We start from the raw sequence: 24493 nt of genomic DNA, 5'->3' as shown, positions 1-24493 counted from the left end.
CGCATCAGTGCCAGATTGTGATCCCGGTGGCGCAGCGTTTGGGTGAACGTTCTACTCTGGAGACCTCCGGTACCGGGGTCTGGGCGGGGCGGCCCCGACCCTGGTACCGGAGCTCTTCTTTGTGCGGACCTTCTCAGGTCCCGACTCGCCGTGATTCAGGCCGGCGGAAACTGTCGGTGGCGACCGGTAGCGTTCTTGTTGCCAGGGGCGGCTCCAGGACGTGCTTCCTTCTCCTTCACCAGGCCATGTAGCGCGTCCGCTCTCCGCCCCTGGCCTTGTCCGCTACGCCCATGACAGACCAGACGCCCAGCCAGCGGGGAGGCCGCGATGCCGGAGCACGCCTCGGAGGAGAGCCAGGCAGCTGTCCTGCTCCGCCGCCGTCGGCTCGTCGACACCACAGCGCTGACCCCTCCGGTACGCCGCTCCGCGTGGCAGTGGCTGCGCCGGCCGCTCACCATCCAGGCCGGGTTGTCCGCGTTGCAGGCCGACCTGGTCCAGCGCGGCTTCCTCCTGTCCGTCGGTCTGTACCGGTACTGCGCGTCGCTGTCGGCCCCTGCGCTTGCGGGGTTCGGCGGCAAGCTGCTGGACCTACTCGATGCGGAGTCCGGTCAAAACGCCGAGCATGTGCCGCTGTTCCGTGGCTTCCCCGAGAGCGTGCCGGGCAACACCGAGACCTTCTATGTGAACCGCGTCTTCGCGCGGCTGCTGCAGGAGCCGGAGCAGCCGTGTGTGTTGTGCGGAGACACGAAGTCGGTGCATGCCGTCTCGCCCTGCGCCCACCTGGTCTGCCGGACCTGCTGGGACGGCTCCGAGCTGAGCGCCTGTCCGCTGTGCCTGCGCCGGATCGATCCGCTCGACCCGTTCCTCAAGCCGTCCTTCCACGAGGTGCAGCCGGCCCACGTGCGCTCGGATCGCCTGCGTCTCCTGTCGCTCGCGCAGTCAGACTCTGTCCGGACGACGGTCGACGACCTGCTGGTACGACGCTCCCCGCTGTCCGCCGCGGATCGCGCGGACCTGCAGTTGCTGTTGTCCGGTGCGGACCCGTCCTGGCTGCCGGACGACATCCCGGTCCGCGAGACCCGGGCGCTGGTCATTGCGCACTTCCTCACCGACGATCCTGACCTGATCGATCGGGCCGGCACCGCGACCGACGTACTGCGGGTGTTGCATGCGCTGATGGACGCCGATCCGGGGTTGCGGACGCCGCCGGCCCGGCGGCAGTCGTTGCCTCGGGCAACGCGTCGGCTGGTGCTCGCGCGGCTCGACCGGTTGCCGGCCGAGCCTCTGGTCGAGGACATGCTCCGGCACGAACGCGCCTGGAAGCGGATGGCGGAGAACTTGCATCCGTTCGAATTCGCGACCCGTCACCCGGTGGCGGCGCTGGCCTTCGCGATCCTGCGGCGTACTGATCTGGATCTTGGTACGGCGGCGGGGCGGGCGGTGCTGGGCGAGGCTTCGCAGCATCCGTTCGTGCGGCTCGAGGGTAAGCGGCTCGCGACAAGCACGTTCGCGTCTCGGGTCGAGGGTGCGTTCGCGGACGGGCGGCCAGGCCATGCGCTCGACCTGCTGCGTCAGCGGCCGGGCGAGTTGGTGCGGCGCCTGGTCCAGTTGGCGCGTGCGTTGCCGCCAGATCAGCATGGCGCGTTGGTGGAGGCGCTGGCGACGGCTGTCTCGGACGTGTCGCCGGTGGTGATCACAGCGGCGATCGGTCAGGTCCGCACGCCGCCTGGCGATCTGCGGCTGTTCTTCCCCCGGGGCGGGACGGCGCGGATCTGGACGTCGGTGGACGAGCGCGAGCCGCTGCCCGCCGACACGGCTTCCGCGCTGACCGACGTACTCGTGGGTGAAATGTTGCGCCGGGCAACGGCTCTGCCGCCGCTGCGACGGGTGTTCCTGGACGAGGAGTTGGCGCGGCTGGCGGCCCCTGGTTCGGAGCGGAATGCCTCGTCGACGTTGCGGCGGATGACCCGGGGGAGCGCGGCGCCGATCCCGCCGGACGAGTTGCTGCGGCTGTTCCTGCACTGGGTCGAGCCGCCCGGCCGACGGGTGGATCTCGATCTGTCGGTGGCGGTGTTCGACGAGGAGTGGGCCTTCGTCGGGCTGTGCGACTACACGCGCCTGCGGTTCGACCAGGACGCGTTGGTGCACTCTGGCGACCTCACCTCCGCGCCGGCGCCCGATGGTTCGACGGAGTTCGTGGACCTCGACTTGCGCGCGGTGCGACGGGTCGGCGGGCGGTATGTGCTGCCGGTGGTGTTCAGCTACAACAACGTACCGTTCGACGAACTCGAGCGCGGGTTCGTCGGGGTGATGCGGCAACCGACCGGCCTGTTCGACCCGGCCGCGGTCGAGGAACGCTTCGATCTCGCCGGACCGGCGAAGATCCTGCTGCCGTTCGGCGTCGACCTGCACACCAAGGAGCTGCGCTGGTACGACGTGAACCTCCGCGCGGCCGGCTACGGGCACAACATCGCGCGGTACGGCGGTCACATCGCACTGATGGCGGCGACGCTGGAGGACGTGCACGGCTCGGGCGACCGGGTGAGCCTGTGGGAGGTGTGCTGCTGGCATGCCGCGGCCCGCTCCGACGAGGTCGTCGTGCGGTGTGCCGATGGCTCGGTCGTCGGGTATGTGCGTGATCCCGCCGAGGATCCGGCCGGATTCGCGCGCCGCCTGACGGCCCGTCTTGAGCCCGATCGCCCGTGGGACGAGGACGCCGCGAACCGGTCCGACTTCGCCGCGGTCCTGACTGGCGACATCACGCCTCGCCACGGCGCGCAGGTCTACGCATTGCACGCGCACCTGCTCGATTCCGCTGCTCACACCCTGATCGACGCTCCGCAGCTCCTGAGCACGCTGGCCCCCGACACGCGGGCGCACGCGCCGCTCCCGACCTGATCGGGCCACTGCTTCCTGAGAGAACCCTGTGACGGTTCTGACAATTCTGTGACGTTGCCGTACCCGGTTCTTTGGCATGCAGGGGTACGGGAGTACAACGGAAGTGAAGGCGAAGGGAGCCACGCATGACGTACGACGTGGTTGTGCTCATCGAGCGGGAGATGAGCGAGGGCGACGCGCGCCGCGTTGCCGCCCTGCACGCAAGGTATGAGGAGTCCGTCGACTACCACCTGCTCGTCACGAGCCAGCCGGAGAGCGGTTTCGGCGGCCCGCTGGCGCTGCTCGGGTCGACATTCGACGACGTGGCCGGCGTGTCCGGTACGGCGGCAGCCCGGGCAGCCAGTACGACGACGACGCTCGCGGACCCGTTGTTCGACCTCGGCTCGGTGATCGAACACAGTTCGCGTCACTTGCGCGGCGCCAGCGGATACCCGGTGAACGTCTCGATCACCCACGGCGAGGTCCTGCTGGCCCTCAAAACACTGGTGAAGACCACCAACAGCCGCGAGGTCGTCGTGGTCGCCTGGCCGGAGACCGCCGCCCGCTTCCTCTGCTCCGACTGGACCACCAGAGCCCGCAAAACCCTCAAGGTCCCCCGAGTCCGAATCCTCGAACACGACACCTGAGCCAAATGACGGCTTGTTCCACCGGTACCGTGATGTAACCGCCCAGCGGTGAAACAACCCGCTATCCACAGCTGCGGAATTCGTCGGCTCGAGCGCCCGGGAACGCGGCATGTTCTCGGGCATGAACACCAAACTCATGCTCATCGCCGCCGGCCGTGGGGACTGGTTCACGCGAGCAGACGCGTGCGCCGCCGGGTACACGGATGCGGACATTCACCGGCGGGTGACGGCCGGCCGATGGATCAGGCTCACCCGGGGTGCGTATGCGCAGCTCGGTTCCGAGTTCGCGTCGATGGCCGCGTGGGACCGGGCGGCATGGCTGCACCTGCGTTCCGCGAAAGCCGTCTACCAACGCTTGGCCGGTCGCGCCGTCGTGAGCCACCAGTCGGCTCTCCTGTTGTACGGCGTCCAGGTCTCGGAGCTCGATCTACGACGTGTGCACGTCACCAGGGTCTCCGGGCTAGGCCGCTCCGGCTCGACGGTGTGTCAGCATGCGGCGCGTCCGCCGATCGGCGAGCCGGTCGAGCAGGACGGCGTACTCCTGACTCGCGGTGCCCGAGCTGTCGTGGAAGCCAGCCGTGCAGCCAGCTACCCGGTTGCGGTGTCGGTGGTGGATCAAGCGTTGCGGCGTCGGGTCGCCACGGCCGAACAGTTGGCGGCTGCCTTGAGCCTTTTCGAGGGCCGACCTGGCAATACGACGGCGACTCGCGCGGTTCTGTTCGCGGACGGCCGGTCGGAGTCGGTCGGCGAGTCCCGGCTGCGGGTCATGCTCGCTGACCTGGGCTTGCCGGTGGCGACGCTGCAGGCCGAGATTCGCGATGAGCACGGTGCTCTGGTGGCGCGGGTCGATTTCTTGCTCGCGGAGTGCGGTGTTGTCATCGAGTTCGACGGCGCCATCAAGTACGGCGACGGCACCGCGGACGCGCTGATCGCGGAGAAGGTCCGAGAAGACCGCCTCCGGGACCTCGGCTCTCAGGTCGTCCGGGTCAGCTGGCCGGACTTCGCCCGCCCGCTCGATCTCCTGGCCCGCATCCGCCGGGCCATCGGGCGGTCGCAGCCGGGCTCGATAGCGGGTTATGTCACCGCTGGCCAGTAGTTGTCCCGCCATCGGCCAAACAACCCGCCAGCGGCCGACGGGGGTCAGCGGGCCGGCGGGTCAGCGAGGTCAGCGGGTCAGCGGGTGCGCGAGGTCAGCGGGGGAGGCGGGGGTCAGCGGGGGATGGGTTGGTGGGGGAGGCGGACCTGGACTGTGGTTTGGCCTGGGTGGGAGGTGATGGTGATGGTGCCGCCGTGGTGTTCGGCCACGATCCGCTGCGCGATGTCCAGGCCCAGGCCGGTGCCCTTACCGACGTCCTTGGTGGTGTAGAAGGGCTCGAACGCGCGCGCGACGACCTCGGGCGACATGCCGGGTCCGGTGTCGGTGAACTCGACCACGATCCGGTCGCCGTCCGTCCGGGTCGTGATCCGGAGCGTCCCGGTGCCGTCCATCGCGTCGACCGCGTTGTCGATCAGGTTGGTCCACACCTGGTTCAGCTCGCCCGCGAACGCATCGATCCGTGGAACGTCAGCGCCGTACGCCCGGATCACCTCGGTGCCGTCGCGGAGTTTGTGGCCGAGCATGACCAGCGTGCTCTCGATGCCCTCGGTCACGTCGATCGTCTGGATCGACCCGCGGTCCATCTGCGAGTACGACCGGACCGCGGCGACGAGTTCGGTGATGCGCCGCGTCGACTCCTTCACCTCGCCGAGCAGAGTGGTCGCAGCGAGCGTGCTCCCGACCCACTCCAACCCAGGCTCCAGAGCATCACCCAGTACGTCGGCCGCGCGCTCGCACCACTCGACATCCGCCCCCGCCGCAGCCAGCGGCGGTGCGATCAACCAGTCCCGTTCGACATCGTGATCGGCCAGCCAGTCCGAGATGGTGTTCTCGTTGTCGGCCAGATCAACCGGATCGAGAATCGCAGCCCGAGAGCCGAGCTCCAAGCGCAACGAATCCAGCCGGCCGAACTGATCCTCGCTCACTTTCCCCGCGAGACCGCGCAGTGACGACAGCAGGGAAGAGCAGGCCGTGTCGAGAGCACTGACCGAGCGCGAGGCCGCCGCGGCCGGATTGTTGATCTCGTGCGCCAGCCCCGCGGCCAGCGTGCCGAGCGTGACCAGCGCATCCCGCTGCCGAGCCGTCGACTCGATCGCCCGGGCGGTCCCGTAGACGCCCTTGATCAGGTGCCCGCCGAGCGGGAACCACACGTCGATCCGCTCGCGCAGGAGGTCGGTGGGCACCCGCAGTACCCGTCCCTCGGCGATGCCGCGGCCGCTGGCCAGATAGACACCGTGGTCGTCCCAGGCGCGGAATCCACCGGCCCACCGACCGGGGACGTCCATCTTGCCCATCACGGTGTCCTCGCGACCGATCTTGCGGTGCAACGCGATCGCGCCGTCGACGAGCACCCACCAGAAGTCCGCCGGCTCGCCTTCGTGGAACAGGTCGGCACCGGGCTCGATCGGCACCGTGGTGCTGCCGTCGATCAGCTCGCCGAGTTGAGCATCGGTCAGTCCCGCGAAGAGGGCGAGGTCGCGCAGGTCGTCGACGTTCATCAGACTGTCGCCAGGTAGCGGTGGACGAGGTAGACCGACATCGCGCCCTCGCCGACGGCCGACGCGACCCGTTTCATCGAGTCGAGCCGTACGTCGCCCGCCGCGAAGACACCCGGCACGCTGGTCTCCAGCGCGTACGGCGGTCGGGGGAGTTGCCAGCGATCCTGCCCGATCTGCTCCGGGCCTGTCATCACGAAGCCTTTGTCGTCGCGGAGCACCGATTGTCCGAGCCACTCGGTCCGCGGCGAGGCGCCGACGAACACGAACAGCCAGGCCGCCTGCACCTCTTCGACCCGGCCGGAGGCGCGGTCCGCCAGCGTCAGCCCTTCGAGATGGCCGTCGCCCCGGCAGCCCACCACCTCCGTGCGGCAGCGGATCTCGATGTTCGTGACCTTGGCGATCTTGTCGATCAGGTACCGCGACATCGAGCTCTCCAGCGTCTCCCCACGCACCAGCAGCACGACCCGCTTGGCGTAGCGCGCGAGGTTCAGTGCCGCCTGACCCGCCGAGTTCGCCGCGCCGACGATGTACACCTCCTCGTCCCGGCACTGAGTGGCCTCGCTCGCCGTCGCTCCGTAGAACACGCCGCGCCCGGTGAAGTCGGCGAGACCGTCGACATCCAGGCTCCGGTACGAGACGCCGGTCGCGACGATCAGCGCGCGGGCCTCGATCTCGCCCGATCCCTCCAGCAGTACGGCGTGCACCGGGCCGCGCGACTCGACGCCGACGACCGATCGGGCCAGCACCATCTCGGCGCCGAAGCGGGACGCCTGGGCGACGGCCCGCTGCGCCAGGTCGGATCCGGTCAGCCCGCGCGGGAATCCGAGGTAGTTCTCGATCGCCGCGCTCAGACCGGCCTGACCGCCGGGTGCCTCCCGCTCGACGATCACGGTGCTCAGCCCTTCGGACGCCGCGTACACCGCCGCCGCCAGTCCGGCGGGTCCACCTCCGACGATGCAGACGTCGTACAGCGGCTGCTCGGCCCGGGTCCGCAGGCCGAGGGCGGACGCGAGGTCGACCGAGGACGGTGCACGGAGCGTGTCTCCGTCGGGGACGAGCACGAGCGGCAGGTCGGCGTCCGCCGCGTCCGCGAGGTCCTGCAGCCGTTGAGCCTCGGCATCGCGATCGACGTCGTACCAGCTGTAGGGAACGTGGTTGCGGGCCAGGAAGGTCTTGATGTCGTGCGCGCGATCCGACCAGCGGTGCCCGACGACGCGTACGTCGGAGGTGTGCTCGCGGTTGGCGTGGCGCCAGTCGCCGAGCAGGTCGTCGATCACCGGGAACAGTTGGTCCTCGGGCGGGTCCCACGGCTTCAGCAGGTAGTAGTCCAGGCCGATGTCGTTGATCGCCCTGATCGCGACCTCGGTGTCGGCATACGCCGTGAGGAGCAGGTACTTCGCGCTCGGCGCCTGCTCGCGGGCCCGCTCGAGCAACTCGATGCCGGTCATCCCGGGCATCCGCTGGTCGGTGGCGATCATCGCGATCGGCTGGTTACGCAAGGCGAGCTTGGTCAGCGCGGCGAGCGCCTGGTCGCCCGACGTCGCCTTGACCACGAGGTAGTCGTCGCCGTACCTCCGGCGCAGGTCACGGGAGATGGCCGCCGAAACCATCGGGTCGTCGTCGACGGTGAGAATCGCAGGTTTGGTCACGCGGTGCCCCCCAGCAGTGGACCGATCCCGTGGTGCCCCCCAGTGGATCGATTCCGTCAGGATGCCACGAGATTCCCCTGACGTGGCCGAAAAAGTTGCCTCAGTCCTCGATCAGGGCGCGCAGCGTTTCCCGTTCGGGTTCGGGCACATACCCGGCGTAGTAGTCGTACATGTTCTGCCGGGCGATCCGCGCCGCCGCGTGGCCGTCACCAGCGCGGATCGCCTCCACCACCTCGGCGTGATGCTGCAGCGACTCGAGCATGAGGGCCCGGCTGTTCGAGGCGTGGGCGATCTTGTCCGAGATCAGGCTCAGTACGACGCCGCGGACGACCTCGTTGCAGGTCTGGATCAGCGAGTTGCGGCTGACCTGGGCGATCACGTCGTGGAAGGCGAGATCCGCCTCGCTGAACGCCGCGAAGTCGACATCGATAGCGGCCCGCATCGCCACCAGCGTCTCCTCGATGTCGGCGAGTTGCTCCGGCGTCCGCAGGCGGGAAGTGACCTGGATCGCGGCACCGTCCATGATCATCCGGAACCCGATCAGCTCCGCCAGGGTCAGCTCGTCGACGCGGGCGAGCCGGACCATCTGCTTGCGCAGCGCCGACTGGGAGAAGGGCAGGATCTCCGGCCCGTTCGGATCGCCCGGCCGAGACCGTACGACGCCGTTGCTCTCCAGGACACGGAGAGCCTCGCGCACGGTGGAGCGGCTGACGGCGAACTGCGCCACCAGTTCGCGCTCACTCGGCAGGCGTTGACCGGGAGCGAGATCACCGCGGGCGAGCGCGTCCTCGACCTGTTCGACGATCCGCTGGTAGGCGCGCACCGGTTGCACCGGCTGGAACTGCGGACCCTTGGTCATCCGGTGCACCCCAATCGCCTTGACAGACCCTTGTGTTCCGACAAACCTAGTGGCCCACTGATACCTAGTCCACTGGTCAGACCAGTCACAGCTGGACGGCGAAGTCCGCCGTACCGCGTGGCCGCGGTCGCGCGAGCGGACGGGGATCGTCAGAATGCGGCGACAGCTCGAGGCACTGGAGGAGTTCGCGTGAAGTCCCCTTTCATCAAGATGGCGCTGCCTACCCGTGCGGTCGCGTTCGCCGCTGCGGCGATCCTGGCCGTGAGCGCCTGCTCGGCGGGATCCAGTACGTCGTCCGGTAGCTCACCCGGCGGCGACCAGTCACTGTCGATCGGTCTGGTTGCTGAGCCGGCCAGCCTCGACTTCACCACCACTGATGGCGCCGCGATCCCGCAGGTACTGCTCGGCAACGTCTACGAGAGCCTGGTCAAGCAGGACGACTCCGGCAAGATCGTGCCGTCGCTGGCGAAGTCGTGGACGGTGTCGCCGGACCGCAAGACCTACACGTTCGACCTGGTCGACAACGCGAAGTTCACCAATGACAAGCCGTTCACCGCGTCCGACGCGGTGTTCAGCATCAACAGAGTCAAGACCGCGTGGACCACCTCGCTGAAGGCGGCGATGGACGTTGTCTCCGGGGCGAAGGCGCTGTCGCCGACGCAGCTCCAGGTGACGCTGAGCAAGCCGAGCAACGACTGGCTGTTCCGGATGACGACCCGGATCGGCGCGATGTTCTCGGACAGCGGCGTCAGCGCGCTGGCCACCCAGCCGATCGGTACCGGGCCTTACAAGTTCTCCAAGTGGAACCGCGGCGACTCGATCGTGCTCGAGCGCAACGACGGTTACTGGGGGACCAAGCCCTTCTTCAACCAGATCACGCTGAAGTACTTCAAGGATCCGACCGCGCTGAACAACGCGCTGCTCACCGGCACGATCAACGTGATCGGCACGGTCCAGGCGCCGGAGGCGCTCAGCCAGTTCACCAGCAACGACAAGTACCAGGTGATCGAGGGCACCACGAACGGCGAGGTGCTGCTGTCGTTCAACAACTCGCGGCCCGTGTTCAAGGACATCCGGACCCGGCAGGCGATCCGGATGGCGATCGACCACAAGGCCTTGCTGGACACGTGTTTCGCCGGTCGGGGCAAGCTGATCGGCAGCATGGTCCCGCCGACCGACCCGTGGTACGAGGACCTCACGAGCATCGCGCCGTACGACCTGGCCAAGGCGAAGTCGATGCTGCAGGCATCGGGTGCGGCCGGCAAGACGCTGCTGCTCCGGCTGCCGACGTTGCCGTACGCAACGTCCTGCGGCCAGGTGGTGAAGAGCCAGCTGGAGCAGGCCGGGCTGAAGGTCCGGATCGATCCGCAGGAGTTCCCGGCGGCGTGGCTGAACACGGTCTTCAAGAACGCCGACTACGACATGTCGATCATCGCGCACGTCGAGCCGCGGGATCTCGGTGCCGTGTTCAACCCGACGTACTACACCCGGTACGACGACCCGACGCTGCAGCAGTACCTGGCCGCGGCGGACTCCGGTGACGAGGCCGCGCAGGTCGACAACATGAAGAAGGCGGCGCGGCGGCTGTCCGAGCAGGCCGCCGGCGACTGGCTGTTCCTGCTGCCGAACCTGATCGTCGCGGACAAGGACATCAAAGGCCTGCCGCAGAACGCGATCACCGAGAACTTCGACCTGTCGAAGCTGGCGAGGTGACCTGAGTGATCCTCCGCCTGATCGAGCGCACCGGCGTGCTCTTGGTCAGCCTTGCGGTGAGCTCGGTGCTGGTCTTCGCGTTCATGGCCGTGCTGCCGGGCGACCCGGCCCGGGTCGCCCTCGGCGTCAACGCCTCCGAGCAGGCTGTCACCGAGTTGCGGCAGCAGTTCGGCCTCGACCGGCCTCTCACGACGCAGTACGTCGACTGGCTCGGCGGACTGCTGCACGGTGACCTCGGGACGTCGTACGTGTCGAAGGCGGAGATCGGTCCGCAGGTGTTCGACCGGTTGCAGGTGACGCTGTTGCTGGTCGTGGCCGGCATGATCATCGCGCTGCTGATCGCGGTCCCGGCCGGGACTCTGATGGCGGCTCGGCATCGGAAGGTCTCCGGCCTGGCGCTGTCCGCAGTCTCGCAGATTGGCGTCGCCGTACCGGCCTTCCTCGCGGGCATCCTGCTGATCATGCTGTTCGCCGTGAAGCTCGGCTGGCTGCCGGCGAACGGCTGGACGCCGCCGGCCCAGGACCCGGCCATGTTCCTGAAACAGTTGATCCTGCCGGCGTTGGCGCTCGGGCTGGTGCAGGGCGCCGTGCTGACGCGGTACGTCCGCAGCTCGGTGCTCGACGTACTGCGGGAGGATTACCTGCGGACTGCGCGGGCCAAGGGACTGCGGCCGTTCCAGGCGTTGTGGCGGCACGGTCTGCGCAACGCGGCCGTGCCGGTCGTGACGGTCCTCGGGTTGCAACTGGCAACGCTGCTGATCGGTGCTGTCGTGGTGGAGCGGGTGTTCGTGATCCCAGGGCTCGGCAGTCTCCTGCTGGATGGGGTGTCGAACCGCGATCTGCTGCTGGTCCAGGACGTGGTGATGGTGCTCGTCATCGCCGTACTGCTGGTCAACTTCCTGGTCGATGTGCTGTACGTCGCCCTGGATCCGCGGCTGCGAGTGGGGTCGCGATGAGGCGGCTGAACCCGAGTCTGGTCGCCGGCGGCGTGATCGTCGGGGTCATCGTGCTGATGGCGCTCGTGTCGTTCGTCTGGACGCCGTACGACGCGACGTTCGTCGACCCGTCGATCCGGTTGGCGAAGCCGTCGTGGGACCACTGGTTCGGGACCGACAAGTTCGGACGGGACGTGCTCAGCCAGATCATGGTCGGCTCGCGGACGACGCTGTTCGTCGGCGTGGTGGCGGTGGGCGTGGCCGCGGTGATCGGCGTACCGCTGGGGATTCTCGCTGCGATGGTGCGGCGGTGGCCGAGCGAGTTCATCATGCGTGCGAACGATCTGGTGCTGGCGTTCCCGGCGTTGCTGCTGGCAATCATGTTCGGAGCTGTCTTCGGAGCGAGCACGCTGACGGCGATGATTGCCATCGGCATCGCCTCGGTGCCGTTGTTCGCGCGGGTGATCCGGAGTGGTGCGTTGCAGGTGATGCGGACCGAGTACGTGTTGGCCGCGCGGGCGGCCGGACGGCAGCCTTGGCCGATCGCGGTGCGGCATGTGCTGCCGAATGTGACGAGTCTGATCACGGTGCAGGCGTCGGTGTCGTTCGCGATCGCTGTGCTGGCCGAGGCCGCGCTGTCGTTCCTCGGATTCGGCACGCCGCCGCCGACTCCGTCATGGGGGCGGATGCTGCAGGAGAGTCAGGAGTTCTTGTTCAGTGCGCCGCGGCTGGCGATCTTCCCGGGGGTGGCGATCGCGATCGCCGTACTCGGATTCAACCTGCTGGGCGACGGGTTGCGCGACCGGTTCGATCCGAAGCTGGAGGACCGGCGATGAACGACGTACTCACCGTGCAGGGGCTGACTGTGACGGTGCGGGACAAGACGCTGGTCTCCGATGTGGATCTCACCGTGGGGCCGGGGGAGCGGGTCGGGCTGATCGGCGAGTCGGGCTCTGGAAAGTCGCTGACCGCCTTGAGTGTGCTCGGTCTGCTACCCGAGGATGTGGTCGCTTCGGGGTCGGTGCGGCTGACCGGAGTCGACCACGACCTGATCGGCGCGGACGAACGCCGGATGTCCAGGGTCCGCGGCCGCGAACTCGCCATGGTCTTCCAGGAACCGATGACTGCGCTCAACCCGACCATGCGCATCGGCGACCAGATCGCCGAAGCGATGCTGATCCACCGGACGCGGCCCGGTCGCGGTGCCGCCCGAACCGCCGCTCTCGAGCTCCTGGAGCGAGTCCAGCTCCCGGCGGACTTGATGCGGGCCTACCCACACCAGTTGTCTGGCGGCCAACGGCAACGAATCGTTCTGGCCCTTGCCCTGGCCAACGATCCGGCTCTGCTGATCTGCGACGAACCGACGACCGCACTGGACGTCACCGTGCAGGCACTCGTCCTGGACCTCATCGTCAAGGGCGTCGTCGCGCGCTCGTCGGCGTTGTTGTTCATCACCCACGACCTCGCCGTCGTCGCCACCGTCTGCGAACGCGTGCTCGTCATGTACGGCGGCCGCGTCGTCGAATCGGGCCCGGTCGGCGAGGTCTTCACCAACCCGCGCCACCGCTACACCCAAGGCCTCCTCGCCGCCTCGGACCTGGACACCGCTGACCGCCGCCTCCCCACCATCCGCGGCAACGTTCCAGCTGCCGGCCGGTTCCCCACCGGCTGCGTTTTCCGGACCCGCTGTCCCCACGCCACCGACATCTGCGCCAGTACGCCGGAATGGACCGGACCGATCGCGGACGGCTTCGCCTGCCACCACCCGGCTGAGCCTGTATCGAGCCCCCGACTCCCTGCGGGAGGCGCGCATGCCTGAACACGTGCCCGAGCCGGTTCCCGCCATCCAAGTGATCGATGTCGTCCGCAACTATCCCCGTCCGCGCACATCCTTGTTGCGTCCAGCACCGGTCGTGCAGGCCCTCCGGGGCGTCAGCCTGGACGTCAAGCAGGGCGAACGCTTCGGCATCGTCGGCGAATCCGGCTGCGGCAAGTCCACGCTGCTCCGCATCATCGCCGCCCTCGACCAGCCCACCTCGGGTCGTGTCGTTGTCGAAGGCACCGACGTCACCCGCCTCCCGGAACGCCGGCTGCGCTTCCTCCGCGAGAACCTCCAGCTCGTCTTCCAGGACCCGATGAGCTCGCTGGACCCCCGGATGCGGGTCCGCGACATCATCGCCGAACCACTCGTCGTCCAAGGGCATCCCGCCTCCGGAGAGCGCGTTCGCGAGTTGCTGGAGGCGGTCGGGCTGTCCGCGGACGCCGGTGACCGCTACCCGCATCAGTTCTCCGGCGGCCAACGTCAACGCATCTCGATCGCGCGAGCACTCGCGCCGCGGCCGCGGATCCTGATCGCGGACGAGCCAGTGAGCGCTCTCGACGTCTCCGTCCGCGCCCAGGTGCTCAACCTCATCTCGGACCTGGTCGACGAACTCGACCTCACCCTGGTGTTCGTCTCCCACGACCTGTCCGTGGTCAAGCACGTCTGCGATCGGGTCGCCGTGATGCATGCCGGCCAGATCGTCGAGAGTGGCTACACGGGCGACGTGTACGCCGCCCCTCAGCACGCCTACACCCAGCGTCTCGTCTCGGCCATCCCGACCCTCCAGAGGGCGCTCTCCGGTGCAACCACGTCCGACCTGCTCGCGACGAAGGGAGAACCAGCGTGAAACTGCCAGCCGGCCTGCCGATCGGTGAGACCTGGATCGAGGCCCCGTCCACCGCCCCGGTGATCTTCCCGTACGACGGTTCCACGATCTCCGATGCGCCCGTGGGGAACGTCGAACTGGCCCGCCAAGCCCTCGACCACGCCCTCGGCGTCCGCGAGACCGTCGGCCGGCTGCCGTCGTACCTGCGCCGGAAAGTCTTGCAGAGCGTGCATTCCGCGGTCCTGGCCGAGCGCGATGCCTTCGTCGACCTGCTCGTCCTGGAGACCGGGAAGCCGCTGGTCGACTGCCGGGTCGAGATCGATCGGACGCTGCTGACGTTGGAGACGTCGGCCGAGGAAGTTGCCCGGTTGCATGGGGAGACCGTGCCGCTGGATCTGCTGCCGAGTGGGGACGGGCTGGTCGGGTTCTGGGTCCGGAAGCCGATCGGGGTGGTCGTCGGGATCACCGGGTTCAACTATCCCTTGTTGCTGGCGGCCCATAAGATCGCTCCCGCGTTCGCTGCGGGTTGTCCGATCATCATCAAGCCGGCGCCGCAGACTCCACTCGCGACGTTGTGGCTCGTGCATCTCATGCGCTCCGCGCTGCTCGAGGCGGACGCGCCGGAGAGCGCGGTGCAACTGGTCACCGGGGGAGCGGACGTTGGCGCGACCCTCACCACGGACCGCCGGGTCGGCGCTGTCTCCTTCACGGGTTCGGCGGCGGTGGGTCATCAGATCGCGCGTGATGCCGCGCCGACCAAGGTGCTCCTGGAACTCGGGTCCAACTCAGCGCTGGTGGTTGCCGCCGACGCCGACCTGGACGCGGCCGCCGACGCCATCATCCGAGGCGGGTACTACGCGTCCGGCCAGGCCTGCATCTCGGTCCAACGCGTCATCGCCGTCGACTCCATCCACACCGCTCTTCTCGACGAACTCAACGCCCGTCTTCCATCAGTCGTAGTCGGCGACCCCCGCGACCCCAGCACCCACGTCTCCGCCCTCATCGACCCGAAGTCGACCGACCGCGTCCGCACCTGGATCAGCCAGTCCCTCACCGCAGGCGCCGCCGTCGCCTATCCCGGCGCCGACGCCTCCACCGCGGTGCTCGGTCCGACGGTGTTGACGGATGTGCCGGCCGGGCAGCTGGCTTGGGACGAGGAGATCTTCGGGCCGGTGATCGCCGTACGGTCGGTGCCTGATCTCGACTCCGCGTTCCGAACGGTGAACGAGTCGCGCTACGGGCTGCATGCCAGCGTCTTCACGTCCTCGCTCGACACCGCGTTCACCGCGATCGACCGGCTCGACGTCGGCGGCGTGGTGATCAACGAGGTGCCCGGCTTCCGCTCCGACGTGATGCCGTACGGCGGGGTGAAGGACTCCGGCATCGGCCGTGAGGGACCGCGCTTCGCGATCGAGGAACTGACCACGACCCGGATGGCCATCATCCGCCCGCGTCCCTGAGAGGTGAACCCGCCCGTGACCGACTACGCGAACCTCTTCCGCCTGGACGGCAAGCACGTCCTCGTCATCGGCAGCGGCAGTGGGATCGGCCGGGAGAGCGCACTCGCTCTCGCCGCCCACGGTGCCCGCGTCACCTGCGCCGACCGCGACCTCCCCGCCGCCGAACAAACCGTAGCCCAAGGCAACAGCCCCCAGCTCGTGGCCTACGAGCTGGATGTGCTGGACGACGATGCGATCACGCGGGCGGTTGTCGAGCTCGGGGATGTGGATGTGCTGGTCTTCACCGCGGCGACCAACGTGCGGAAGCGGATCCTCGATTACACCGGTGAGGAGTTCGACCGCGTCGTGGCGCTCAACCTGCGGGCGTCGTTCCAGCTGCTGCGTGCCTTCGGCAAGCAGATGGCGGAGCGGGGGAGCGGCAGCATCATCGGGTTCAGTTCGATCCGCGGTACGACGGTCGAGCCGGGCCAATCGGTGTACGCGGCAACCAAGGCCGGCCTCGTCCAGCTGCTGAGGACTGCAGCGGCCGAGCTCGGTCCACGCGGCGTACGAGTGAATGCGATCGCCCCCGGCGTCGTCGAGACACCGCTCACCGCCCAGATCAAGGCAAACCAGGCCTGGTACGACGCCTACGCGCAGAAGGGAGCGCTCGGCCGCTGGGCCGGCCCGGAGGAACTCGCCGGCGCGGTCGTCTACCTCGCCTCCGACGCCGCCAGCTTCGTCACCGGCAGCGTCCTGGCCGTGGACGGCGGCTGGACCGCAGTCGATGGCCGCTTCGACCCGCCGAACTGAGGAGCACGTATGACTCTCGCTGACCTGACTGCGACCGAGCTGGTGTCGAAGTACCGCGAAGGTGCGCTCTCACCGGTCGAGGTGATCGAGGACGTGCTCGCACGAGTCGAGGAGCGCGAGCCGCGCATCTGCGCGACGTACGCGCTCGACCCGGACGGCGCCCGCGCCGCGGCACAGGAATCCGAGGGCCGCTGGCGTGACGGCAGTGCCGGACCGCTGGACGGCGTACCGGTCACCGTCAAGGAGAACATCGCCACCCGCGGCACCCCGGTCCCGCAAGGCACGGCGGCGACCGAGCTGATCCCGGCCACGGACGACGCACCGGCGGCAGCACGCCTGCGGGCGGCGGGAGCGGTCATCTTCAGCAAGACGACGATGCCGGAGTACGGGATGCTCTCGTCCGGCGTCTCCACCTTCCATCACCTGACCCGCAACCCGTGGGATGTGTCGAAGACGGCCGGCGGTTCGAGCGCTGGTGCCGCGGCGGCCGCGGCGGCGGGCTATGGTCCGATCCACGTCGGCACCGATATCGGCGGATCGATCCGCCTGCCCGCCGGCTGGTGCGGCGTCGTCGGCCTCAAGCCCACGCACGGCCGGATCGCGGTCGGCAACCCGTACCCCGGCCGGGCGATCGGCCCGCTGACACGTACCGCGCGAGACGCGGCGTTGGCGTTGTCGGTCATGTCCGGGTACGACCCGCGCGACCACACATCGTTCCCCTCGACCCCGGAGAGCTCCACAGAGAGCGCTCTCCCCGACGGCCTTCGCGTCGCGCTCCTGCTCGATGCCGGTCTCGGACTGCCCGTCGACCCCGAGGTCACCGCAGCGGTCTCGGCGGCGGCCGCCGTACTCGAGAAGGCCGGCGCCACCGTCGAACCGATCGGCCCGATCATCACCCGCGAGATGCTCGACGGCCTGGACCGCTTCTGGCGGGTCCGGTCGGCCGTGGACATCGCCGCCCTGCCCGAGGACCGTCGCGCCAAGGTCCTCCCGCAGATCCGCTCCTGGGTGTCGACGGCCGCCGACCTGTCCGGAGTCGACGTCTTCCACGGGTACAGCCAGATGGGTGCGATGGCGGCCACGGTCACCGCGGTCTTCACGTCGTACGACGTCATCTTGTCGCCGGTGGCTCCGATCACGGCGTTCCCGGCCGAGCTGGCGTACCCGACCGACGATCCGGCGAAGCCGTTCGAACACATCGCGTTCACGGTTCCCTACAACATGTCAGCGCACCCGGCGACCACGGTGAACGTCGGCTGGTCCGCCGCGGGTCTGCCGATCGGTGCGCAGCTCGCCGTACCGCATCATCAGGATCTGACCGCGCTCGGTCTGGCCGGATACCTCGACAGCCAGCAGACCGAGCGGCGAAACTGGCCCATGGAGTGAGGTCTGGGTCTGATGGACGGCTACAGCGGAGCGAGAACCGGCGCTGACGCACAGCAGCGCGGGCTGGTCTCGCACTGCTACCGGATGCTCGCCTCCATCACCGAGGCCGTCGAGGCCGCCGAGTCCGCGCGGGGATCGTACGAACTCGCCACCCGCGAGTGCCTGACCCGAGCGGGTAGCCGCCCGCTCCCCACCGATCTCGCCGCCGCGAGCGACGACCCGGAAGGCGAGCTGCACCAACGGTCCGAAGTCCTCTGGCTCGAACCCATCCCGAGCGACCTCGCCGACCACCACCCGATCGACCTCGGCTATGTCGCCGCGCTCCAGCACCTCCCCGCCCGCCAACGAGCGGCCGAACTGCTGCACAACCTGGAAGGCTGGCCGCTCAGCCAGGTCACCGACCTGCTCGGCCCGGTCGAGCTCCCGCAGCTCCGCGCTCCGATGTCGTCGGTGACCGACGACGCTTTGCTTGCCCGCTATCGCGAGGCGTTCGAGCAGTACGACGTACCTGCGATCGTCACGTTCTTCGCCGACGACGCGGTCTGGGAGATGCCGCCGTTCACGTCATGGTTCCGCGGGCCGCGCAACATCGGCCGCCTGATCTCCACCCACTGCCCGGCGAAAGGCCCCGGCGACCAGTTGATGGTCCCGATCCAGGCCAACCACCAACCCGCCTTCGCCGTCTACATGCGAGACCCGAAGGACAACGTCCACCGAGCCTTCCAGATCCAGGTCCTGGCCCTCACCGCGGCCGGCATCGTCCACGCCGTCGCCTTCTTCGACCTGACCCTCTTCCAGTCCTTCCACCTCCCCGAACTCCTCACCGGCCTCCCCCCAAACCTCTACGACGGCTCCCCTCGCCCGCACGTAGAACGCCTACCAAGACATTCCTAGTGTCGGCCGGAACGAGTCGCGGTAGGTGCTCGGCGGGACGCCGACGTGCTCCTTGAACAGCGTCCGGAAGTTGGCCGGTGTGCCGAGGCCGCAACGTCTCGCCACGGCTGTCATCGTGAGGTCGGTGGACTCCAGGAGTTCTCGCGCGTGGCTGAGCCTGGCCTCGAGGAGCCAGCGCATCGGCGGCTGCCCGGTCTCGGTGTTGAAGCGACGGATGAGGGTTCGCCGGGACATGCCGGCCCGACGCGCCAGCTGGTCGACGTTGAGTGGCTCATGCAGGTTGAGCAGTGCCCACTCGTACAGCTCCGTCAGCCCACCGACCGGCCGCACGGGGAGATCGATGTACTGCGCCTGGCCGCCGGTGCGATGAGGTGCGGCGACCAGCATGCGGGCGCGTTGGTTGGCCACCCGGGCCCCGAGGTCACGGCGGATGAGATGCAGGCAGAGGTCCAGTCCCGCAGCGACTCCGGCCGAGGTGAGTACGTCGCCCTCGTCGACGTACATCACCTTGGGCTTCACCTTGATCCGCGGGTACCGCTCGGCCAGAGCGGCCGCGTGCCACCAGTGCGTGGTGGCACGTCGTCCATCGAGCAGGCCGGCGGCGGCCAGGGCGAACGCGCCGCTGCAGATGGAAACCATCCGGGCACCTCGAGCCGCCGATTCCGCCAGCGCGCGGCAGACCTCGGCCGAGGGAGGGCCGGGCTCGGCCTGACCAGGAACGATGACGGTGCCGGCGGACTTCAGGCTGTCCAGCCCGTGCTCGACGGAGATCGCCGGGCTGCCGTGCACCGGAACGAGTCCTGGCCGTTCGGCGCACACCGTCAGCGTGTACGGCCCATCCAGCCAACTGCCGAAGACCTGCACGGGAATCCCGAGGTCCAATGCGAGGACGTTGTCGAGGACCAGCACGACCACATGATGCGGGCCTGATCAGGCATGGCACGATCCTATCGGCACTTGTCACCGGTGCCACTCACGGCCGAGGCCAACCCGCACCTACCGTCGCACCATGAGCATCCCTGCACTACCCGATGGACCAGTGGCCGGCGAGGCCGTGGAGTACGTCCGATCGTTGGAGAGCGAGCCCGTCGCCAATCACAGCGTCCGCAGCTACTTGTTCGCCTTCCTGCTCGCGGAGCACGAAGGTTTGACGGCCGGCAAGGACTTCGACACCGATCTCCTCTTCTACGCCTGCCTTCTGCACGACCTCGGTACGTCGCGGTCGGCGCCGGGCAAGCAGCGCTTCGAAGTCGAAGGTGCCGACCTTGCCGCCGAGTTTCTGACCGGACACGGCTACGGCCCGCGTGAGACGGACTCGGTCTGGGAGGCGATAGCGCTGCACTGCTCCCCGGGGATCGCCGAGCGACGAGGGGTGCTGGCCTATCTCACCCGCGCAGGCGTGGGCGCTGATTTCGGAATCGGCGTCGACTTCGTGACGGACGCGCAAGGCGAAGCGATCCACCGGCGCCACCCGAGGATGAACATGGTCGCTGTCCTGGTCGACGAGATCGTCCGGCACGCCGCCGGTTCGGCAGCGGCCTCTGCCCGCTTCACGCTCGCCGGTGAACTCGTCCGGGAACGAGGAGCCCACGGCACCCCGACGAGCCTGGAGCTCGCGGCCAGCTCCTCGCGTTGGGGAGGCTAGTACTCGCCGTAGACCTGGACCTTGGTGCCGATGGGGGTTTCGTCGAAGATCTGGTGGATTTCGGGGCGGAGGACCCGGACGCAGCGGTGGCTGGCGGGGTAGGGCTTGACCAGGGAGTTCACGCGGGAGCCGTGCAGGGCGATGCCGGGACGGTCCTTCAGGAAGTAGAGGGAGTCGTACATGAACGCGTCCTCGTACAGGCTGCTCTCGTGCGCGCCGGCCCACTTGCGCCAGACCTTGCCGGTGCGGTTCGGGGTCTCGTAGCCGGGGCCGCCGGTCGACACCCAGACGATCCGCTTGTAGGCCTTCCCGACGATCTGGTACAGCACCTGGCAGGTCTTGTTCACATAGATGCCGGGGGCACGCGTCGGCACCGGGGCCTTGGTTGCGTTGAGCACCGAAAACGCGTCGGTCAGGTTGAGGCCGGCGCGGTTGACCGGCAGACCGTGGGTCTCACGCCACGCGCACAGCGCCTGCTTGGCCCGCACGGTGATGTCGCCGTCGACGTCACCCACCGGGTACCCGAGCTTGTCGAGCTGCTTCTCCACCCGGAGCGCGTAGTACTGCGGCTTCTGCTTCACCTTCTTCGGCTTCGGTGTGGGCTTGACCGTCGGCGTCGGCGTCGGCGTGGCGGAAGGGCTCGTGCTCGGCGTGCTGGACGTACTGGTGGCGGAGGACGGGCTGGTTTCGCTCGCGGCCACGTCGGAACACCCGGCGAGTACGAACGACAGAACGACCGCACCGGCCACCAGACCACGTCGACGCGACATGATTCCCCTCTCCCTCAGCACTGTTCAGAGTCGCAGAACCACGCCACTCCAAGCGGTAACGCAACGCCGGAGAGGCTAGTCCGCAGAGGGGCCGCCGACCGGACGTTGTGCCGGGGCCGTCACCGAACTGTTGTCGACCACCGGTCCCGGGTCGTCCCGCAACCTGCTGTACAAGTACCCGTCCTGGTACTTTCCGGCCCTGAACTCGCACGCCCGGATCACGCCCTCGAGCCGGAAACCCGCCTTCTCCAAGGACTTCTGCTCAGCCACGTTCTCCGGATGCGTCGCCGCCTGGATGCGCATCACCGGCGTGTGGAAGAACAGGTAGTCGGTCAGCATCGCCTGCGCTCGCCATCCGATCCCACGACCGCGGTGCTCAGGCAACAAAGCGATCCCGATCTCCCAGTACTTCGTCCTGCCCTCGAACGACCCCGATCGCCAGCTCACCAGCCCGGCGGTCTCGTCGTCCGCGCGGACCATCAGCCGTCCGTCGTCCGCGCCGAGGAATCCGTCCTCGGCGTACCGTCGTGCCGACGCCTGGGCGTCGCGGAACCCGGTCCAGTCGAGCCCGATCAGCCACGGCTCCACCGCGAATCGCCGGAACAGGTCAAGATCGCCTTCATCCACAGGCCCCAGCTCGATCCGCATACTGACAGACTAGGCCGATGGAGTTCCGCATCCTCGGTCCGCTCGAGATCGTCGTTGACGGTCACGCGGTCCCGACGCCTGCGCCGCGGCTCTGCACGCTCCTCACCACCTTGCTATTGCGGCCGCATCGGGTCGTCCCGGTCGGCGAGCTGATCGACCGGTTGTGGGCCGACGAGACTTTGCCCGCGAATCCGACCTCCTCGATCCACACCTACGTACGCCGGTTGCGCGCCATCGTCGGCGCGGACGTCCTGCAGACCCGTGCCGGCGGATACCTGCTGGCCGCCGAAGCCGCCGATCTCGTTGCCTTCCGCTCCTATCTCGCCAAGGCCGCCGAGGAGCCGGCCCGGGAGGTCGAGCACCTCCGGCGAGCGCTGGACCAGTGGCGCGGTGATCCGCTCGCGGTCGAGCACCACTACGCCGTCGGACTGGTCGAGGAGCGGCTGACCGCGCTCGAGCAGTACTACGACGCGCGGTTGGCGCAGGGCGACCACACCGACCTCCTGCCCGAGCTGCGGGCATCGAGCGCCAGGGAACCGCTGCGCGAACGGTTCAGCGCGCAGCTGATGATCGCGCTCTACCGCTGCGGACGGCAGGCCGAGGCATTGGCGGCGTACGACGAGATCGCGGCCCGGCTCGTGGACCAGTTCGGCCTCGACCCGGGCGACGAACTGCGCGAACTCCGGCAGTCGATCCTGACCTCGACGCTCGAGCCGGAGCCGCGGCCAACGGGGGATTGGGTCCGGCAGAACCATCTGCCGCTCGACATCCGCACTCTCGTCGGCCGGGACGACCTCGTCGGCCAGATCGTGAGGCTCGCCGCGCAGACCGACGGTGTGCCGATCGTCGTCCTCACCGGCACGCCCGGGGTCGGCAAGACCGCTCTCGCGGTCCGGTCCGCGCATCAGCTGACATCGTCGTTCCCCGACGGCGTGTGGTTCGTCCGCCTGCGGGGTGCCTCGGACCAGCCGCGCCGGCCGGACGACGTACTGGTCGAACTCCTGCGGTCCTCCGGCCTCGATCCCTCGGCGATCCCGGACGATCTCGATGCTCGGGCAGCAGCTTTCCGCGCCCGCCTGGCCGGCCGCCGCGTCCTCCTGGTCCTCGACGACGCCCGCGACGCCGCGCAGGTCCGCCCGTTCCTCCCCGGTGCAGCCGGCAGCGCGGTCCTCGTCACCAGCCGTCATGCGCTGGACAGCCTGGTCGCCCTCGACGGCGCGATCGGACTGCGCGTCGCCACGCTGACCCCCGACGACGGCGCCGCCCTGATCGCCTCGCTCCTCGGTCGCCCGTACGACAACGACATCGCCGAACTCGTCGCGATGTGCGCCGGCCTGCCACTCGCGCTCCGCATCGCCGGTGCCGTCGCGTCGCGCGGACCTGTCTCGGCGCTCGTCGACCGCATGCGCGCCGCCGGCGCCCTGCCGGTCCTCACCATCGACGACGACACCGCGGTCAGCACCGCCTTCACCACGTCGTACGACCTCCTGGATCCCGCGACCCAGCGCGGCTTCCGGCTGCTGTCGCTCTTCCCTGGCCCGGAGTTCGGCTCTGGTGCGGCGCAGGCGCTCATCGGCCGCGGGTACGCCGAGGTCCTCGGCCGGCTGGAATCAGCCAGCCTCCTCCAGCCGGTCGGCGCCGACCGCTACGTCATGCACGACCTCGTCAAGCAGTACGCCGGCCAACGCGCCGAGCCGGACGCAGGCGCGTGGAACTCCTTGTGTGCCTGGTACATCGGTACGGCCGACTGCGCCGTCGACACGTTGTTCCCGACCGCGGTCCGCGTGCCGGTCACGTCGTACGAGCGCCGTCCGGTCGACGACGCGGCGGGCTGGCTCGAGAGCGAACTGATCAACATCGAGGCCGTCGCCTCCCGGGCCCAGGTCCTGGGACCGCCGGACGCCGCCTGGCTCCTCGCGGACATCTTGCGCGTGTATCTCTACGAGCACAGCCTGATCGACGCCTGGCGACGTCTGGTGCGTCTCGGCGCGGGTTCCGCCGCCGGCAACCGGCTCGGCGAGGGGGCGATCGAGCACGCACTCGGCGTGCTGGACCGGATCACCGGTGATGCGAGCGGCGCCGTCGAGCACGTCAAGAAGGCGATCGAGCTGTATCGCTCCGGCGGCTTCGAACTGGGTGAGGCCGCGCTCCTGTGCAACCTTGGGCTGGCCTACAACGATCGCGGTCAACTGACCGATGCCACAGAGGCGCTGTCCGCCGGCATTGCGATCTTCCGCGGGCTGGGCGAGGTCAGGTTCCTGCCGAGGGCGTTGCTCAACCTGTCGATGAACCACGAGCATCTGGGCCGCTTCCACGATGCCATCGACTGCACGACCGAATATCTCGAGATCAAGGCAGCGGAGGGCGACCCCGACACGCTCGCCGCCTACGTCAACCGTGCGGGTGCCTACTGCAGGCTCGGCGACCTCGAGAAGGCGGCCGCGGACCTCCAGACGGCGACCCTGCGCGCCGACCGCCGTGACGTGATCGCCTGGCGGGTTGCAATGGCGGCACTCCGCAACCGGCAGGACAAGCACTCGGAAGCACTCCAGTACGCGTCCGACGCAGTACAGGACAGCCTCGACATCGGATCGGCGTACCACGAATCGCTCAGCCGCATGGTGGTCGGCGAATGTCATCTGGAGGCCGGCGACCACGTCACCGCGAGGACCTTCTTCGAGCAGGCCGACGCCCTCGCCATGAAGTCCGGCTACGACACGATGCTGGCCGACACCCACTGTCTCCTGGCCCAGTGCACCTATCTTGACGGCCGTACGGCGACAGCCCACGAACTCGCGACCGCTGCCCTCGCCGAACTCGAAGCAGTGCAGTACCGCGTCGGCGAGTATCACGCGCAGGTCCTGCTGGCTCGCTGTTGCACCGATCTCGGACGAGACGACGAGGCCGCGGTGCATCGGGCCGCGGCCGCCCGGATGCGTGAGGAGACCGGGTACGTGCCGTCCCGGTAGCCGCGG

At 68.7% G+C, this 24493-nt stretch carries 20 protein-coding genes; 14 read left to right on the top strand and 6 right to left on the bottom strand.

Translation table 11 applies throughout. The features are described from left to right. Positions 1–327: 327 nt before the first annotated feature. From AB0I34_RS32725 to AB0I34_RS32715, 3 genes are all read left to right on the top strand, one after another. Positions 328–2898, top strand: a complete 2571-nt coding sequence (locus AB0I34_RS32725) for an MXAN_6230/SCO0854 family RING domain-containing protein (protein ID WP_360452588.1) — start codon at positions 328–330, stop codon at positions 2896–2898. A gap of 125 nt (positions 2899–3023) precedes the next feature. Then, on the top strand, positions 3024–3524 hold the full coding sequence (locus AB0I34_RS32720) for a hypothetical protein (protein ID WP_360452586.1): 501 nt from the start codon (positions 3024–3026) through the stop codon (positions 3522–3524). Between the two features lie 121 nt (positions 3525–3645). Beyond that, the gene (locus AB0I34_RS32715) at positions 3646–4620 is read left to right on the top strand and encodes a type IV toxin-antitoxin system AbiEi family antitoxin domain-containing protein (protein ID WP_360452584.1); all 975 of its coding nucleotides are present in this window, start codon (positions 3646–3648) and stop codon (positions 4618–4620) included. Between the two features lie 113 nt (positions 4621–4733). Here the strand turns inward: AB0I34_RS32715 and AB0I34_RS32710 are convergent, their stop codons facing one another. From AB0I34_RS32710 to AB0I34_RS32700, 3 genes are all read right to left on the bottom strand, one after another. Further along, positions 4734–6119 (bottom strand): ATP-binding protein, encoded by a 1386-nt coding sequence (locus tag AB0I34_RS32710; protein ID WP_360452582.1) that lies wholly within the window; start codon positions 6117–6119, stop codon positions 4734–4736. Then, positions 6119–7768 carry an FAD-dependent oxidoreductase gene (locus tag AB0I34_RS32705; protein WP_360452580.1) on the bottom strand — a complete coding sequence of 550 codons (1650 nt, stop codon included), beginning with the start codon at positions 7766–7768 and terminating at the stop codon, positions 6119–6121. Before AB0I34_RS32705 ends, AB0I34_RS32710 begins: the two co-directional genes overlap by 1 nt. 100 nt (positions 7769–7868) lie before the next feature. After that, the gene (locus AB0I34_RS32700; protein ID WP_131364248.1) at positions 7869–8627 is read right to left on the bottom strand and encodes a FadR/GntR family transcriptional regulator; all 759 of its coding nucleotides are present in this window, start codon (positions 8625–8627) and stop codon (positions 7869–7871) included. A 189-nt stretch (positions 8628–8816) separates the two neighbouring features. Here AB0I34_RS32700 and AB0I34_RS32695 point away from each other — a divergent pair, with 189 nt between their 5' ends. From AB0I34_RS32695 to AB0I34_RS32655, 9 genes are read left to right on the top strand one after another with little or no spacing between them, the layout of a single operon-like run. Beyond that, positions 8817–10340, top strand: a complete 1524-nt coding sequence (locus tag AB0I34_RS32695) for an ABC transporter substrate-binding protein (protein WP_360452578.1) — start codon at positions 8817–8819, stop codon at positions 10338–10340. Positions 10341–10345: 5 nt separating this feature from the next. Further along, positions 10346–11296, top strand: coding sequence for an ABC transporter permease (locus AB0I34_RS32690; protein WP_360452576.1), 951 nt, complete (start codon positions 10346–10348; stop codon positions 11294–11296). Then, positions 11293–12111, top strand: a complete 819-nt coding sequence (locus tag AB0I34_RS32685; protein WP_360452574.1) for an ABC transporter permease — start codon at positions 11293–11295, stop codon at positions 12109–12111. Before AB0I34_RS32690 ends, AB0I34_RS32685 begins: the two co-directional genes overlap by 4 nt. After that, positions 12108–13094, top strand: coding sequence for an ABC transporter ATP-binding protein (locus AB0I34_RS32680; protein WP_360452572.1), 987 nt, complete (start codon positions 12108–12110; stop codon positions 13092–13094). The genes AB0I34_RS32685 and AB0I34_RS32680 overlap by 4 nt, the downstream gene beginning before the upstream one ends. Next, positions 13087–13944: an ATP-binding cassette domain-containing protein gene (locus AB0I34_RS32675; RefSeq protein WP_360452570.1), complete on the top strand. Its 858-nt coding sequence runs from the start codon at positions 13087–13089 to the stop codon at positions 13942–13944. Before AB0I34_RS32680 ends, AB0I34_RS32675 begins: the two co-directional genes overlap by 8 nt. After that, entirely contained in the window at positions 13941–15383 is a 1443-nt protein-coding gene (locus AB0I34_RS32670) for an aldehyde dehydrogenase family protein (RefSeq protein ID WP_360452568.1), read from the top strand. The genes AB0I34_RS32675 and AB0I34_RS32670 overlap by 4 nt, the downstream gene beginning before the upstream one ends. Before the next feature lie 15 nt (positions 15384–15398). Then, positions 15399–16175, top strand: coding sequence for an SDR family oxidoreductase (locus AB0I34_RS32665; RefSeq protein ID WP_360452566.1), 777 nt, complete (start codon positions 15399–15401; stop codon positions 16173–16175). 9 nt (positions 16176–16184) lie between these two features. Further along, positions 16185–17561, top strand: a complete 1377-nt coding sequence (locus AB0I34_RS32660; RefSeq protein WP_360452564.1) for an amidase — start codon at positions 16185–16187, stop codon at positions 17559–17561. Positions 17562–17573: 12 nt separating this feature from the next. Beyond that, the gene (locus AB0I34_RS32655) at positions 17574–18455 is read left to right on the top strand and encodes a nuclear transport factor 2 family protein (RefSeq protein WP_360452562.1); all 882 of its coding nucleotides are present in this window, start codon (positions 17574–17576) and stop codon (positions 18453–18455) included. Here the strand turns inward: AB0I34_RS32655 and AB0I34_RS32650 are convergent. Next, a complete protein-coding gene (locus AB0I34_RS32650; RefSeq protein ID WP_360452559.1) occupies positions 18438–19364 on the bottom strand; it encodes a helix-turn-helix domain-containing protein in 927 nt (308 codons plus the stop codon). The genes AB0I34_RS32655 and AB0I34_RS32650 overlap by 18 nt on opposite strands. A gap of 100 nt (positions 19365–19464) precedes the next feature. Between AB0I34_RS32650 and AB0I34_RS32645 the strand changes: the two genes are divergently transcribed. Next, positions 19465–20100 carry an HD domain-containing protein gene (locus AB0I34_RS32645; RefSeq protein ID WP_360452557.1) on the top strand — a complete coding sequence of 212 codons (636 nt, stop codon included), beginning with the start codon at positions 19465–19467 and terminating at the stop codon, positions 20098–20100. Here AB0I34_RS32645 and AB0I34_RS32640 read toward each other — a convergent pair. Both AB0I34_RS32640 and AB0I34_RS32635 read right to left on the bottom strand, forming a co-directional pair. Continuing rightward, positions 20097–20870, bottom strand: a complete 774-nt coding sequence (locus tag AB0I34_RS32640) for a L,D-transpeptidase (RefSeq protein ID WP_360452555.1) — start codon at positions 20868–20870, stop codon at positions 20097–20099. The two genes, AB0I34_RS32645 and AB0I34_RS32640, sit on opposite strands and share 4 nt — an antisense overlap. A gap of 75 nt (positions 20871–20945) precedes the next feature. Next, a complete protein-coding gene (locus AB0I34_RS32635; protein WP_360452553.1) occupies positions 20946–21518 on the bottom strand; it encodes a GNAT family protein in 573 nt (190 codons plus the stop codon). 17 nt (positions 21519–21535) lie between these two features. Between AB0I34_RS32635 and AB0I34_RS32630 the strand changes: the two genes are divergently transcribed. Continuing rightward, positions 21536–24487, top strand: a complete 2952-nt coding sequence (locus tag AB0I34_RS32630) for a BTAD domain-containing putative transcriptional regulator (RefSeq protein WP_360452551.1) — start codon at positions 21536–21538, stop codon at positions 24485–24487. Positions 24488–24493: the final 6 nt, after the last annotated feature.

This window comes from Kribbella sp. NPDC050281, assembly GCF_040655855.1.
Lineage (GTDB): Bacteria > Actinomycetota > Actinomycetes > Propionibacteriales > Kribbellaceae > Kribbella.
Note: the sequence above shows the minus strand (reverse complement) of the source record. Positions and strands in the feature narration are given on the sequence as shown.

Excerpts from the sequence above, each read along its gene's own strand:
- AB0I34_RS32725 (WP_360452588.1), top strand. The coding sequence starts at position 328 with ATGCCGGAGCACGCCTCGGAGGAGAGCCAGGCAGCTGTCCTGCTCCGC.
- AB0I34_RS32720 (WP_360452586.1), top strand. The coding sequence starts at position 3,024 with ATGACGTACGACGTGGTTGTGCTCATCGAGCGGGAGATGAGCGAGGGC.
- AB0I34_RS32715 (WP_360452584.1), top strand. The coding sequence starts at position 3,646 with ATGAACACCAAACTCATGCTCATCGCCGCCGGCCGTGGGGACTGGTTC.
- AB0I34_RS32710 (WP_360452582.1), bottom strand. The coding sequence starts at position 6,119 with ATGAACGTCGACGACCTGCGCGACCTCGCCCTCTTCGCGGGACTGACC.
- AB0I34_RS32700 (WP_131364248.1), bottom strand. The coding sequence starts at position 8,627 with ATGACCAAGGGTCCGCAGTTCCAGCCGGTGCAACCGGTGCGCGCCTAC.
- AB0I34_RS32685 (WP_360452574.1), top strand. The coding sequence starts at position 11,293 with ATGAGGCGGCTGAACCCGAGTCTGGTCGCCGGCGGCGTGATCGTCGGG.
- AB0I34_RS32680 (WP_360452572.1), top strand. The coding sequence starts at position 12,108 with ATGAACGACGTACTCACCGTGCAGGGGCTGACTGTGACGGTGCGGGAC.
- AB0I34_RS32675 (WP_360452570.1), top strand. The coding sequence starts at position 13,087 with ATGCCTGAACACGTGCCCGAGCCGGTTCCCGCCATCCAAGTGATCGAT.
- AB0I34_RS32660 (WP_360452564.1), top strand. The coding sequence starts at position 16,185 with ATGACTCTCGCTGACCTGACTGCGACCGAGCTGGTGTCGAAGTACCGC.
- AB0I34_RS32655 (WP_360452562.1), top strand. The coding sequence starts at position 17,574 with ATGGACGGCTACAGCGGAGCGAGAACCGGCGCTGACGCACAGCAGCGC.
- AB0I34_RS32645 (WP_360452557.1), top strand. The coding sequence starts at position 19,465 with ATGAGCATCCCTGCACTACCCGATGGACCAGTGGCCGGCGAGGCCGTG.
- AB0I34_RS32640 (WP_360452555.1), bottom strand. The coding sequence starts at position 20,870 with ATGTCGCGTCGACGTGGTCTGGTGGCCGGTGCGGTCGTTCTGTCGTTC.
- AB0I34_RS32635 (WP_360452553.1), bottom strand. The coding sequence starts at position 21,518 with ATGCGGATCGAGCTGGGGCCTGTGGATGAAGGCGATCTTGACCTGTTC.
- AB0I34_RS32630 (WP_360452551.1), top strand. The coding sequence starts at position 21,536 with ATGGAGTTCCGCATCCTCGGTCCGCTCGAGATCGTCGTTGACGGTCAC.